At 68.4% G+C, this 13,242-nt stretch carries 10 protein-coding genes; 9 read left to right on the forward strand and 1 reads right to left on the reverse strand.

Annotated elements, in window-relative coordinates; translation table 11 throughout:
* Positions 1 to 16: 16 nt before the first annotated feature.
* Entirely contained in the window at positions 17 to 1,375 is a 1,359-nt protein-coding gene (locus tag F6B43_RS17295) for an aspartate aminotransferase family protein (RefSeq protein ID WP_150450262.1), read from the reverse strand.
* Between the two features lie 281 nt (positions 1,376 to 1,656).
* On the opposite strand from F6B43_RS17295, the gene F6B43_RS17300 reads away from it, so the two are divergent.
* The 9 genes from F6B43_RS17300 to F6B43_RS17340 all read left to right on the forward strand — a co-directional run bounded on the left by F6B43_RS17300 (position 1,657) and on the right by F6B43_RS17340 (position 13,005).
* On the forward strand, positions 1,657 to 2,718 hold the full coding sequence (locus tag F6B43_RS17300; RefSeq protein ID WP_150450263.1) for a phosphotransferase enzyme family protein: 1,062 nt from the start codon (positions 1,657 to 1,659) through the stop codon (positions 2,716 to 2,718).
* A complete protein-coding gene (locus tag F6B43_RS17305; protein WP_170285730.1) occupies positions 2,715 to 4,475 on the forward strand; it encodes an ABC transporter substrate-binding protein in 1,761 nt (586 codons plus the stop codon). The genes F6B43_RS17300 and F6B43_RS17305 overlap by 4 nt, the downstream gene beginning before the upstream one ends.
* 96 nt (positions 4,476 to 4,571) lie before the next feature.
* On the forward strand, positions 4,572 to 5,288 hold the full coding sequence (locus F6B43_RS17310; RefSeq protein ID WP_150450265.1) for an SDR family NAD(P)-dependent oxidoreductase: 717 nt from the start codon (positions 4,572 to 4,574) through the stop codon (positions 5,286 to 5,288).
* A 23-nt stretch (positions 5,289 to 5,311) separates the two neighbouring features.
* The gene (locus F6B43_RS17315; RefSeq protein WP_150450266.1) at positions 5,312 to 6,034 is read left to right on the forward strand and encodes an SDR family NAD(P)-dependent oxidoreductase; all 723 of its coding nucleotides are present in this window, start codon (positions 5,312 to 5,314) and stop codon (positions 6,032 to 6,034) included.
* A gap of 25 nt (positions 6,035 to 6,059) precedes the next feature.
* On the forward strand, positions 6,060 to 6,902 hold the full coding sequence (locus tag F6B43_RS17320; RefSeq protein ID WP_150450267.1) for a polysaccharide deacetylase family protein: 843 nt from the start codon (positions 6,060 to 6,062) through the stop codon (positions 6,900 to 6,902).
* An 88-nt stretch (positions 6,903 to 6,990) separates the two neighbouring features.
* Complete coding sequence (locus tag F6B43_RS17325; RefSeq protein WP_150450268.1) at positions 6,991 to 8,037, forward strand: sugar ABC transporter substrate-binding protein; 1,047 nt, start codon at positions 6,991 to 6,993, stop codon at positions 8,035 to 8,037.
* A 68-nt stretch (positions 8,038 to 8,105) separates the two neighbouring features.
* The gene (locus F6B43_RS17330; protein ID WP_150450269.1) at positions 8,106 to 9,614 is read left to right on the forward strand and encodes a sugar ABC transporter ATP-binding protein; all 1,509 of its coding nucleotides are present in this window, start codon (positions 8,106 to 8,108) and stop codon (positions 9,612 to 9,614) included.
* Complete coding sequence (locus F6B43_RS17335) at positions 9,611 to 10,642, forward strand: ABC transporter permease (RefSeq protein WP_211368194.1); 1,032 nt, start codon at positions 9,611 to 9,613, stop codon at positions 10,640 to 10,642. Before F6B43_RS17330 ends, F6B43_RS17335 begins: the two co-directional genes overlap by 4 nt.
* Before the next feature lie 8 nt (positions 10,643 to 10,650).
* Positions 10,651 to 13,005 carry a penicillin acylase family protein gene (locus F6B43_RS17340; protein WP_150450270.1) on the forward strand — a complete coding sequence of 785 codons (2,355 nt, stop codon included), beginning with the start codon at positions 10,651 to 10,653 and terminating at the stop codon, positions 13,003 to 13,005.
* The last annotated feature ends 237 nt before the right edge of the window (positions 13,006 to 13,242 follow it).

Below are 13,242 nucleotides of genomic sequence, written 5' to 3' on the forward strand. Positions count from 1 at the left end.
GGATAGGGGCACGGCGCTATGGGCGGGTCTCGAGGGCCTGCACGAGCGCATCCGTCAACGACTCCATGAGCCAGTCGATGTCGCCGCTCTGGAAGGCGAGCGTGGGCCGCAGCTTGAGGATGTTGCCGCTCGGCCCCGCGACCGACGTCAGCACGCCGCGCTCCCGCATCCCCTCGATGACGTCGAGGGCGAGTGCGGTGGCGGGCTGCTTCGTCGAACGGGAGGTGACGAGCTCGAGACCCGTGAACTGCCCCGCGCCGCGCACGTCGCCGATGACGTCGAAGCGGTCGGCGAGCGCGGTGAGACTCGCGCGCAGCTCGGCGCCGACGGTGCGGGCGCGCTCCTGCAGCGCTTCACCGCGGATCGTGTCGAGCACGGCCTGGGCGGCCGCGATCGAGACGGGGTTGCCGCCGAAGGTGTTGAAGTACGGAACCTTGAGGCTGAACGCCTCGAGCACTTCGCGCTTGGCGGCCATGCCCGAGATCGGCATGCCGGCGCCCATTGGCTTTCCCATCGTGACGATGTCGGGAACGACGCCGTGCCGGCCGAAGCCCCAGAACGCGTCGCCGGTACGGGCGAAACCTGGTTGCACCTCGTCGGCGATCACGACCCCGCCGTTGCGGTGGACGACGTCGAAGGCGGGCGCGAGCATCCCCGGTTCTCCGGTGAATACCCCGTCGGACGAGAAGACCGAGTCGATGAGCAACCCGGCGAAGGGCACGCCCTGCTCGCGCATCGCGTCGATCTGCTCTTGCACGCGGGCGGCGAACCACTGGCCCACCGAGCCGTCGGCGGCCCAGTCGGCACGATAGCCATCGGGGGGCGAGACGAGTCGCGCTGCGGGGTCGAGCGGCTGACTCGACCCGAGCGCGGGGGAGTGCGCCGAGGTGAGCTCGGTGTTGCCGTGGTACGCCTCGGACGTGAGGATGATCCCGGTGCCGCCGGTGTAGGCGCGGGCGACGCGGATCGCCAGGTCGTTCGCTTCCGAGCCGGTGCACATGAACATGATCTGGTCGAGCTCGCCCGGCAGGGTCGACAGCAGGTCTTCTGCGTACGCGAGGACGGAGCCGTGCAGGTACCGGGTGTGCGTGTTGAGCGTGGCCATCTGGGCGCTGACGGCCGCGACGACTGCGGGATGCGCGTGCCCGACGCTCGGCACGTTGTTGTAGACGTCGAGGTACTTCCTGCCACTGGCATCCCAGAGGTAGGCGCCCTGTCCGCGCACGACGTGCACCGGGTTCCGGTAGAAGAGACGGTACGAGGCGCCGAGCAGGGCTTCGCGCTTGGCGGTCAGTTCGCGGGTGACGTCATCGAGCGCGTCGGCGTGCTCGGCGCGGAAGCTGTTGGTGTCCATGATGGTGGAGCGGGTGGGCATGGAATCCTCCGGTGGTGGCTGAAAGGGGCATCGCCCCGGCTGTCGAGCGGTCTTCGCGTGAGGCGCCAAGCCGGTGAACAGTACCCACTCAGTCTTTCGGGCGGCCCCGCCGCCGTGACCCCCTTATGTCTCGCGGGTGTTACAGCTGCGGCCGTGAGCGTGAATGGTTTGTTTCGATATGCAGGCGCGGGTAAACAGTGGCAACCGAAGAGCACCCCGCGGCCGGGCGGCGCTTACGCTCGGACTCTGAGGCGCCGGCCCTGCATCCCGAAGGGTCTCCCATGACCACCGCATCTCCCACCGCATCTCGTACCGTCACCCACGCTCTCGCCGCGTTCGACAGCCTGCAGCGTGGTGTTGCCGCGCCCGACTGGATCGTCGACGGCATCCGCTCGTCGTGGCTGCCCACCGAGCCCGCGCTGAATGTCGAGCTGATCGCCGTGTCTGAGAACGCCACGTTCCGCGTCTCGCGCGCCGGTGTGCCTGCCCTCGTCGTCCGCGTGCATCGGCCCGGGTACGTCGGTGATCTCGACAACGTGCGCTCCGAGCTCATGTGGGTCGAATCCCTCCGCTCCGAGACCGACATCCGCACCCCCGCGCCCGTGCGAGGCGTCGACGGAGAGCTCGTGCAGTCGTTCCCCGGCGCGGGTGAGACGGCCTGGACTGCTGTCGCGTTCGAGTTCGTCTCGGGCCGGATCCTCGAAGACCAGGTCGACCTCTCGCATTTCGTGGAGATCGGCAGGCTGACCGCGACGCTCCACCGGCACGCGCGCGCGTGGACCGCCCCCGCGGGCTTCCGCCGCTTCGAATGGGACCTGCGCGACATGGTGGGAGTGGATGCCCGGTGGGGCGACTGGCGAGCGGCCGAGCTCTCGCCGCAGGAGGTGCGCACACTCGAGCGCGCGGAGGCCTCGGCGCGCGGGGTGCTCGCCGGGATGGGGCGGGATCGCGGCGACTGGGGGCTCATCCATTCCGACCTGCGGCCGTCGAACATCATGATCGAGTCCGGGGAGCTCACGGTCATCGATTTCGACGACTGCGGCTACAGCTGGTTCCTCTACGACTTCGCGTCCGCGTTGACCTTCTACGAGCACACCACCTATGCTCCCGAGATGGCCGGGAACTGGCTGGAGGGGTATCGCAGCGTCGCGCCGCTCACCGCACAGGACCTGCAGCGCGCCGCGGCGCTCTCGGTGATCAGGAGGCTCACGATGCTGGGATGGGCGACGACCCACCGAGAGGATGCGCTGCCCGCCGACCTCTGGGCTCAGAACATCCCGGGCTCGGTCACCGTGGCAGAACGCTATCTCGCCGATCCGTCATGGCTGGTGGGAGCGGGATGAAGACACGCTCCTACGCAGAGTTCTGCCTCGAGGTCGACGCGGCCGGCGTCGTGTCGGTCGAGGCGGGCGAGCTCGCCGACGCCCCGCCGGAACTGCTGCCCATCGCGCAGGGACTCCTGATCGACGGGATCGCGCACTGCGCGTTCATGTGGGCGCCGCCGGGCGAATCCATCCCGTGCCGCATCCGCGTGAGTCTCTCGCAGACCGGTCGCGAGCCCACCGCGACGATCGCCGGTGCCTGGTGCTACGAGCTGCCGTACGGCCTCACCCTCCGCGAGCTCGACATCCTCACGCTGCTCTCGATCGGCCTGCCCAACACCGAGATCGCTGCACGCCTGACCCTCAGCCCGCGCACCGTGACGACGCACGTCGACCATGTGATGCGCAAGCTCGGCGTCTTCAGCCGCACGTCGGCCGCTGTCATCGCGGTGGACGAGGGATTCATCCGCGTGCCGTTCCCGGGCGGCGAAGAGGGGTTCGACCTGCTGCGACTGGGCCGGGCGCTCCGCGGCGGCGCATCGTCGGCGCGGGCCTCGGACGGCCCCCGGCTCGTGCGCCGCCCGCTCGTGATCGGCGCTGCTCTGCCCCTCCGGGGGTTCGTCGCCGGCGACGGCATGGAGATGGCCCACGCCACGCAGCTCGCCGTCGACGAACTCAACGACCGCGGCGGCATCGACGGGCGGCTCGTCGCGATGGAGATCGTCGACGTCGACATCCTCGATGCTGCGAGCGTCCGGCACGCGCTCACCACGCTCGCCGAACGGGATGTGGATGTCATCACCTCGGGCTACTTCGCCCATCAGGAGATCGCGCACGAGATCGTCGCCGACTCCGGCATCCCCTACCTGCACGCGGCCACGATGGACGCGATGGAGCAGCGGGTGCTGGCCGACCCGCATCGGTACGGCCGGATCTTCCAGGTGTGCCCGAGCGATTCGCACTACGCGCCGCGGTTCGTCGAGGTGATGACCGAGCTGCGCGACCAGGGCAGATGGATGCCGTCATCACCCCGGCTCGTGATCATCCAGTCCGCGTGGGACCTCACGAACCTCGGGATAGCCCGGGCCGCAGAGGTCGCCGATCGCGCGGGATGGCAGCTCGAGGTGATCCGGCTGATGGGCGACTCGGAGGAGTCGTGGGCGGGGGTCGCCGACCGCATCCGGGTGAGCGAACCCGGCGCCGTGATGATCGGGCACTACCTCGTCGAGGGCACGAAGAGCTTCCTCGACCGATTCCTCACCGACCCGAGCGACACCCTGATCTACTCGCTCTACGCCCCGAGCGTCCCGGAATTCCGCGACCTCATGGGCGGCCGCGCGGACGGACTGCTCTGGGCCACGGTGACGGGCACCTACTCCGACCCGCTCGCGCGCGCCTTCGCCGCCAAGTACCGCGACCGGTTCGGCACGAATCCCGGCCGATCACACGCCGGGATCGCCTACGACCGCGTCAAGGTGATCAGCCAGGCGTGGTCGCAGACCGCGAACCCCCGCGATCGCGCCGCGGTCGCGCACGAACTCCGCGGGGTCATCCACCGCGGGGTCAACGGCGTCTACTACTTCGGCGGTCCGTCGCAGACGGCGCTCACCTACCCGAGCGCGGATGTCGACCCGTCTCTCGCGCAAGCCCACCTCGTCTTCCAGATCCAGGGCGGCGCGCAGCGCATCCTCGGGCCGGCGCCGTATGCCGAGACGACCTTCGTGCCGCAGCCCTGGCTCACCCGCACCCGGATGTCCGCCGGCGTCGCGAGACGTTAATGAGGGATACGTAATTCGGACGATCCGGTGACCTGACCCCGATTCATAGCCTGAAAACACGCTCGACAACTCGTCGGCGCAGGATCAGGGGAATCGATGAACAGGCTCGCAGGCAAGGTCGCGATCGTCAGCGGCGCCTCCCGCGGAATCGGCGCAGGCATCGCCGAGGCGATGGCCGCCGAGGGCGCGCACGTCATCGGCTGCGACATCCTCGCCTTCTCGTCCGACCACCTCGCGGCCACGCGCGTGCTCGACGTCACCGACGAGACGTCGTGGCTCGAGATCGTCGCCGACGTCCAAGACACGTGGGGGCCGGTCAGCATCCTCGTCAACAACGCGGGCATCACCTCGCCCGAAGCGGTGCACGAGACGAGCCTCGAGGTGTGGGAACGCGTCGTCGGCGTCGACCAGACCGGGGTCTTCCTCGGCATGAAGGCGGCGATCCCGAGCATGCGCCGGGGCGGAGGCGGCGCGATCGTCAACGTGTCGTCGATCTGCGGCGCCGCCGCGGTCCCCGGCATCGCCGCCTACCACGCCGCCAAGGGCGCCGTCCTCACGATGACCAAGAACGCGGCCATCACGTATGCGCCGGACGGCATCCGCGCCAACGCCATCCTCCCCGGCTGGATCGCGACGCCGATGACGGCGGGGCAGACGGATGCCGTCAACACGGTGTTCCTCGAGGCGACTCCGCTCGCCCGGCCTGGCACACCCGCGGACGTCGCCGGAGCGGCCGTCTTCCTCGCATCCGACGAATCCGACTTCATCACCGGCGTCGACCTTCCGGTCGACGGCGGCTACCTCGCCCGCTGACCGGGCAGATGAGAGGCGATCACATGCGCAGACTGAACGGCAAGGTGGCGATCGTCACCGGCGCCGCCATGGGCATCGGCGCCGCCGTCGCCCGCACCTACGCCGACGAAGGCGCCTGGGTGATCGCGGGGGATGTGGCTCCGTTCGGCAACGCGGGCGACATCCACATCGACCAGGTGCACCTCGACGTCGGTCAGGAGGCGTCGTGGGCGGCCGTCGTCGAGAGGGCGATGACCACCTACGGGCGCATCGACGTGCTGGTGAACGCCGCGGGCGTGATCGGCTACGACCCGATCCACGACCTCGACCTCGCCGAGTGGGAACGCATCATCCGCATCGACCAGACCGGCGTCTTCCTCGGCATGCGGGCCGTCGTGCCCCACATGCTCGAGGCCGGACGCGGCTCGATCATCAACTTCTCCTCGGACTGGGGCGTCGTGGGCGGGGTGGGCGTCGCCGCCTACAACGCCGCGAAAGGCGCCGTCCGCTCGATGTCGCGCAACGCCGCGGTGACATATGCCCCGTCGGGGATCCGGGTCAACGCCATGGTCCCCGGCTGGATCCGCACGCCGCTCACCGATCGTCAGCCGTCGGACGCGAACGACCGCGTGATCGGGTCGACGCCCCTCGGTCACGGCGGCGACCCGGAAGACATCGCCTACGGCTGCGTCTACCTCGCGTCGGATGAATCGACCTTCGTCACCGGCACGGACTTCGTCGTCGATGGCGGATTCCTCGCCGTCTGAACCACCACCACCAAGGAGAGAACGAATGAGCCTGCACCTCCCCGACGGCAAGTCGCTTGCCGTCAGTATCGGAGCCGACTTCGATGCGCACAGCGTCTGGATGGGGACGTTCGGTCTGTCCAGCCCCAGCTATCTCTCTCGCGGAGAGTTCGGCGCCGAAGTCGGCGTGCCGCGTCTGCTCGAGCTCTTCGAGCGGTACGACATCAAGACCACGTGGTGCACGCCCGCCCACACGATGATCACCTTCACCGACCGCTTCAACGCGATCGTCGACGGCGGTCACGAGATCGCGGCGCACGGATGCTGGCACGAGCCCGTGCCGAAGCTCGACGGCGACGAGGAACGCCGTCTCATGGAGAAGACGCTCGCGCTGCACGAGAAGTACGTGGGCAAGCGCCCTCGCGGCTACCGCTCGCCCGCATGGGACTTCACCGACGAGACGCTCTCGTTGCTGGAGGAGTTCGGATTCGAGTGGGATTCCTCGCTCATGGGTCGCGACTTCGAGCCGTACCACCCGCGCCCGGTGAACGTCGGATGGGAAGAAGGCAGCACGTTCGGCGAGGCCAGCCCCATCCTCGAGTTCCCCGTGTCGTGGTTCCTCGACGACTTCCCGGTCGCCGAGTACATCCCCGGCGTCAACCAGGGTCTCGGCTCGAGCGACGTGATGTTCCAGCGGTTCAAGGACCACTTCGACTACGCGTACAAGAACGCCCCGGGGGGAGTGCTCTCGCTCACCGTCCACCCGCAGACGATCGGCCGCGCCCACCACATGATCGGCTTCGAGAAGCTCATCGACTACATGGCCTCGTTCCCCGGAACGTGGTTCGCGCCGCTCAGCGACATCTACGACACGTGGGGCGAGGACTGATCCCGCCTCGCGCAGCGCCCTCCTGCTCCACCCCGTTGCACCAAACCCGCACCGCACACGCACCCGCACCCGCACCCAAGGAGATTCCATGAAGAACCGATTCCTGCTGACGGCCGCCGCCGTCGGCGTCGCCGCGCTCGTCCTCGCCGGCTGTTCCAGCCCCAGCCAGGAGGCGGCCAGCAACCCGACCGGCAGCTCCGAGGCCGGCGGTCAGCCCGCCGCATCCGTCGAGTCCGTGAAAGACCTCAAGGTCGCCTACTTCTCGGCCGGAAGCAGCAACCAGTACCTGCAGGCCGCGATCGACGAGGCGCAGAAGTACGCCGCCGACATGGGCTTCCAGCTCGACGTCTTCGACGGCCAGTTCGACGCGCAGACCCAGTTCGATCAGATGCAGACGGCGCTGACGAGCGGCAAGTACAACGCGTTCGCGGTCGAGCCCAACGACGGCAACCTGGTCTGCAACCTGCTCACGAAGGATGCCCCTGCCGCGGGCGTCATGGTGGCGGTCTTCAACCTGCCCATCTGCGGCCGCGCGACCAATCTCGGCGACCAGACGTGGGAGCCCGGCACCGTCAACTACGTCGGAGGCCAGACGCTCGACGTCTACGAATCCTGGGTCGATCAGGTCAAGAAGGCCTACCCGGACGGCGCGAAGATCGCCCTCGTGTCAGGGCCCGACCTCAACGCCAACTCGATCGCGTTCTTCCAGGCTGCCAAGGCGTTCTCGGACGGACCGTGGGAGGTCGTCGCCCAGCAGACGACCAACTACACCACCGCTCAGGCGTTCCAGGCCGCGCAGACGATCATGCAGGCCAACCCCGATCTGAACGTCATCATGTCGAACTTCTCGGGCATGACGCGCGGCGTCGTCCAGGCGACGACCGGCAGCAACGTCGACGTCTTCGACTTCGGCGGAGATCAGTGGGCTCTGGACAACGTGAAGAGCGGCGAGCTCAGCTCGACGATCATCATGCTCCCGCGCCAGGAGACCAAGTACGCGCTGCAGGGCATCGTCGACCTCGTGAACGGCAAAGAGACCCCGGTCTTCGTCAACCTCGCGACGCTCGACACCCTCCCCGGCGGCAGCCCGTTCGTCTACCCCGACAACGTCGCCGAATACACCGCCGAGTACTGATCCACCGATCGCCGGGTGGTCCGGAGCAGCGCTCCGGACCACCCGGCGCTCCACCCCGAGGAGGAGCCATGACATCGAGCGAAACGCACGCCATCCACTGTGAAGGCGTCTCGAAGAAGTACGCCGGCAAGTACGCCGTCCACAAGGCCGACCTCGTGGTGGAACCCGGGACCGTGCACGCCCTCGTCGGCGAGAACGGCGCCGGAAAGTCGACGCTCCTCGGTATGATCTCCGGCCGGGTCGCCTCGGACGAGGGAACCATCTCGATCTTCGGCGACGCGCTCCGCGGCTCGAGCCCCCGAGACGCCCGCCATCACGGGCTCGTCGTCGTCTACCAGGAACTGACGATGGTGCCCGCGCTCACGGCATCCCAGAACGTGTTCCTCGGTCAGCTCACCTCCGTGTCGGGGATCACCAGCGATCGAGCCATGCGTGAGCGCTACCTCGAGCTCTGCCGCCAGTTCGACGTGTCGATCGACCCCGACACGCCGGCACGAGACCTCTCGATCTCGCAGCAGCAGATCGTCGAGATCATGCGCGGAGTGCAGGCCAACGGCCGCATCCTCATGCTCGACGAACCGAGCGCGGCGCTCGCCGAGGGTGAGCGTGAAGTGCTCTACCGGATCCTCCACCGTCTTCGCGAGGGCGGCACCACGATCGTCTTCGTGAGCCACAATCTCGATGAGGTGCTCGCCCTCAGCGACCACATCACCGTCATGCGCGACAGCGAGGTCGTCCATACCGCACCGCGGTCCGAGTGGGACAAAGCGTCGATCGTGCGCAACATGGTCGGCAAGGATGTCGTCATCGAGCGCCGCGTCGACCGGCACCCGCTCGGCGCGGAATCGATCTCGGCCGAGGGCATCACCCTCCCCGGCGTGCTGGAGGACGTCTCGGTGCGCGCACGCGAAGGCGAGATCGTCGGACTCTGGGGACTCGTCGGCTCCGGCCGCACCTCGTTCTTCCGGTCGCTGTTCGGACTCGAGCCGAAGTCGCGCGGAAAGCTCACGCTCGCCGGCCGCAGCGTCCCCTGGCCGAAGTCGGCGCGCGCCGCGATCGCCGACGGCGTCGTCATGGTCCCCGAGAGCCGGCGCGCCGCGCTCGTCATGGGCATGGACAGCCTCGCGAACTACTGGCTCGGCCGCCGCGGCCCCGTCCGGGGGATCATCTCGTCGCGCCGGGAGAGACCGGCGGTCGCCGACGACGCCGCCTTCTTCGGCTTCAACGCGCGCCGCCTCTACGACCCCGTGCGAAACCTCTCGGGCGGCAATCAGCAGAAGGTGCTCCTCGCGAAGTGGGCGGGCCACCGGCCCCGGGTGTTCCTCGTCGACGAACCCACGCGGGGGATCGACGTCGGAGCCAAGGCGGAAGTGCTCGCGTCGCTCGTCCGCCTTGCGCGTGACGGAGCGACGATCATCGTCACCTCGTCCGAGCTCGAAGAGGTCCTCGCCGTGTGCGATCGGCTGCTGGTCTTCTCGCACGGACGAGTGGTGCACGAGTTCGACACGGCAAGCGGCGAGTTCTCCGTCGAGGAGATCGTCAAATTTGGATTCGGAGAGAGTGAGACAGCGGCATGAGCGAGACGACAGCACCTCCCGTCGTGGACGGCGGAACACCGGGGCCGGTCACACCCAAAGTCTCGGACGGCGTCGGCTCGAGCCGGCGCGGGATCGGGTACTTCGCGTCGCGCTACAGCATGCTCGGGGTCCTCGTCGTGCTCATCGGCGTTGCGACGATCCTCTACCCGGGGTTCCTGAACCCCGCGAACATCGGCAACATCCTCACGCAGAACTCGGCCGTGGGACTCATCGCGATCGGCATGACGTTCGTCATCATCTCGGGCGGATTCGACCTGTCGGTCGGGGCGACCTACGCCCTCGGAGCGACCCTCTACGCCGGGCTGACGCTGCAGACGGGGTCGGTCGTGATCGCCGGGATCGGTGCGCTCGCCGCCGGCGTCATCGTCGGGGCGCTGAACGGCACCATCATCTCGCGCCTGAGCATCAACCCGTTCGTGGCCACCCTCGGCACCGCGTCGATCATCAGCGGCATCGCGTACATCTACTCGAATTCGTCGCCCTTCATCGTGAACAACAACCCGGCGTTCCAAGACCTCGCTCTGACGCGTATCGCCGGGTTCCCGCTGCCGATCTGGATCCTGCTCGGCGCGTTCCTGATCGCCGCGCTGCTGCTTGCCAAGACCACCTTCGGCCGGAACATCTACGCCGTGGGCGGCAACTACGAAGCGGCGTGGCTGACCGGGCTTCGGGTCAAGGGCCTCAACAGCAGCGTCTACGTCCTCACCGGGCTGCTCGCGGCCCTCGCCGGGATGATGGATGCGTCGCGCCTGGGTGTCGGCCAGGCCGATGTCGGAGCGTCGATGGCCCTGGACGCCATCGCGATCGTCGTGGTCGGCGGCACGTCGCTGCTGGGCGGTGAAGGAGCGATCTGGCGAAGCGCCGTCGGACTCCTCATCCTCGCGACTCTCACGAACGTGTTCTACAGCCTCAACGTGTCGCAGAACTGGCAGCTCATCGCCAAGGGCGTCATCGTCGTCGCCGCGGTCGGAGTGGATGCCATGGTCCGCGTGCGGAAGCGTGGATGATGAACGAGATGGCTCCGAACCCGCCCGACGAGTACGACGTCGCAGGCCTCGAGAACGACGTCGAGATCCTGGTCGACACCTGGGGTGTGCCCCACCTGTACGCGCAGTCGACGAATGACGTCTTCCTCGCGCAGGGGTTCAACGCCGCGAGGGATCGCCTCTTCCAGATCGATCTCTGGAGGAGGCGGGGGAACGGCCTGCTCGCGGAGGTCTTCGGCCCGGCGTACGTGGAGCAGGACCGCGCCAACCGGCTCTTCCTCTACCGCGGCGACATGGACGCCGAATGGGCCGCGTATGCGGAGGGCACCCGAGAGGCCGTCGCGGCGTTCGCCCGAGGGGTCAACGCCTATGTCGCCTGGGTGCGTGAGAACCCCGCACATCTGCCGCCCGAGTTCGCTCTCTACGGCTACGTTCCGTCGTTCTGGGCTCCGGAGGATGCCGTGCGTTTCCGGACGCACGGCCTCTTCTACAACGCCGAGCAGGAAGTGGCGCGCGCACGGACTCTGCGCGACGCCGGCCGCGAGGCGGAGGAACTCCGACAGGCGCGCGAGCCCGCAGACCGGCTCGCCGTGCCCGCGGGCGTCGACCTCGACCTGATCTCGGACGACATCCTCCGGGTGTACCGGCTGGCGTTCGCACCGGTGGACTTCCACGGCGCCGCGGATCCGGCATCCGCTCGTGAGTCGATCAGCGGAAGCAACAACTGGGTCGTCTCGGGCGAGCGCACCGACACCGGCCGCCCGATCCTCGCGAACGATCCGCATCGCGCGATCACGCTGCCTTCGCTGAGATACGTGGCGCACCTCGACGCACCCGGGATGAGCGTGATCGGCGCCGGAGAACCCGGCCTGCCGGGGATCTCCATCGGGCACAACGGACACGTCGCGTTCGGTCTCACGATCTGGCCGGTCGACCACGAAGACCTCTACCTCTACGAACTCAACCCGGACGACGAGAGCTCGTACCGGTACGGGGACGGGTGGGAGCCGTTCCGGGTCATCGAGGAGATGATCCCGGTGGGCGCGGACGAGGTGCCGGTCGCGCTCGTATACACCCGGCATGGCCCGGTGATCTACTCCGACCCCGCGCGAGGATTCGCCGTCGCCGTGCGTGCGGCGTGGCTCGAGCCCGGCATGGCCCCCTACCTCGCGAGCATCGGGTACGACGCTGCCACGAACGGATCGGAGTTCCTGGACGCCCTCCAATCGTGGGGCGCGCCAGGGGTCAACCAGGTCTTCGCCACACCGGAGGGAGACTGGGGCTGGCAAGCATCCGCCAAGGTGCCTCGGCGCCCCAACTGGGACGGCAGCCTGCCGGTGACGGGTGATGGACGCTACGAGTGGGACGGTTTCGTGTCGGCGCCGGGCCTGCCCTCGATGCGCCGCGACCCTCGCGGGTGGTTCGCCTCGGCCAACGAGATGAACCTGCCCGACGACTTCGACAACACCGACCTCACGACGACCTACGACTGGTACTCCGGGGGCCGCAGCGAGCGGCTCACCGAGTGGCTCGAGCACCACACCGACGTCAGCCTCGACGAGAGCCTCGCCATGCAGTCGGATGCGCAGAGCCCCCACGCCCTCCGGCTTCTTCGCGCGCTTCAGCGGATCGACCCCGACGCCATCGCGAACGGTGAAGAACTGAGCGCGCTCCTCGCGTGGGACGGTGTGGAGTCTGCGGACTCGCGCGCGGCGCTCGTGTTCGAGATCTGGGTGCGCCGGCACCTTCGCCCCTGGATGATCGATCGCGTCATGACCGCGGAGGGACTCTCGCCGGAACAGGCTCGAGCAGCCCGCGCCCACGTCATGAAGGACGAGTCGTTCGGCGGGGATCTGCGCGGCGACATCCGCATGATCGAGCGGCTTGCACGAGAGCTCGAGGCCGATGACCTGGCTCAGGGCGTCGCCTCGACCCTCGATGACGCGCTCGCCGACATCGCCGAGTTGCTCGGCCCGGAGGAAGCGGGCGGGTGGACGTGGGGTCGCCTTCACCACTCCGCGATCGCGCACGCGGCGTTCGCTGCGGCCGACGGAGTCGACCCGATGTGGCGCGGCGTCGGACCCCGGCCACGCGGCGGGAGCGGCGACACCGTCGGCATGGCCGGCTACGACGCCCAGTTCCGTCAGTCGATCGGGTCGACGTTCCGGATGGTCATCGACGTGGGGGAGTGGGACAACAGCCGAGCGCTGAACTCTCCCGGACAATCCGGCGACCCTCGGTCGCCCCACTACCGCGACCTCTTCGACCCGTGGGTGGACGGCGAGAGCTTCCCGCTCGCATACTCCCGAGCATCCGTCGAGGCCATGACGCAGTCGCGCATCCTGCTGCGTGCGCCGATCCGCGCGTCTCACGCACCGGGCTGAGTGAACGGATGCCGGTGTGTCACCGGCATCCGTCCCGACCAGGGTCGCGGGGCGCTCCGGTCGAGCGCGCCCGCGCGCCCGGCCCGCGCGCCGCCTTGTCTCGCCATATTGCGTGATTGTGCAAAAGATATCGATCTGGTCTCGGCTGTGTCGCGTCGATCAGAGGCGATCCTCCATTTGTGCGCTTCTGCAAACTAACTGATCCGAGGCGATCGGGCTGGATTTCGGCGGTTTTCC

The organism is Microbacterium rhizomatis (assembly GCF_008710745.1).
GTDB classification, from domain to species: Bacteria; Actinomycetota; Actinomycetes; order Actinomycetales; family Microbacteriaceae; genus Microbacterium; species Microbacterium rhizomatis.

Coding starts and splice junctions, on each gene's coding strand:
- F6B43_RS17295 (WP_150450262.1), bottom strand. CDS start 1,375: ATGCCCACCCGCTCCACCATCATGGACACCAACAGCTTCCGCGCCGAG.
- F6B43_RS17300 (WP_150450263.1), top strand. CDS start 1,657: ATGACCACCGCATCTCCCACCGCATCTCGTACCGTCACCCACGCTCTC.
- F6B43_RS17305 (WP_170285730.1), top strand. CDS start 2,715: ATGAAGACACGCTCCTACGCAGAGTTCTGCCTCGAGGTCGACGCGGCC.
- F6B43_RS17310 (WP_150450265.1), top strand. CDS start 4,572: ATGAACAGGCTCGCAGGCAAGGTCGCGATCGTCAGCGGCGCCTCCCGC.
- F6B43_RS17315 (WP_150450266.1), top strand. CDS start 5,312: ATGCGCAGACTGAACGGCAAGGTGGCGATCGTCACCGGCGCCGCCATG.
- F6B43_RS17320 (WP_150450267.1), top strand. CDS start 6,060: ATGAGCCTGCACCTCCCCGACGGCAAGTCGCTTGCCGTCAGTATCGGA.
- F6B43_RS17325 (WP_150450268.1), top strand. CDS start 6,991: ATGAAGAACCGATTCCTGCTGACGGCCGCCGCCGTCGGCGTCGCCGCG.
- F6B43_RS17330 (WP_150450269.1), top strand. CDS start 8,106: ATGACATCGAGCGAAACGCACGCCATCCACTGTGAAGGCGTCTCGAAG.
- F6B43_RS17335 (WP_211368194.1), top strand. CDS start 9,611: ATGAGCGAGACGACAGCACCTCCCGTCGTGGACGGCGGAACACCGGGG.
- F6B43_RS17340 (WP_150450270.1), top strand. CDS start 10,651: ATGGCTCCGAACCCGCCCGACGAGTACGACGTCGCAGGCCTCGAGAAC.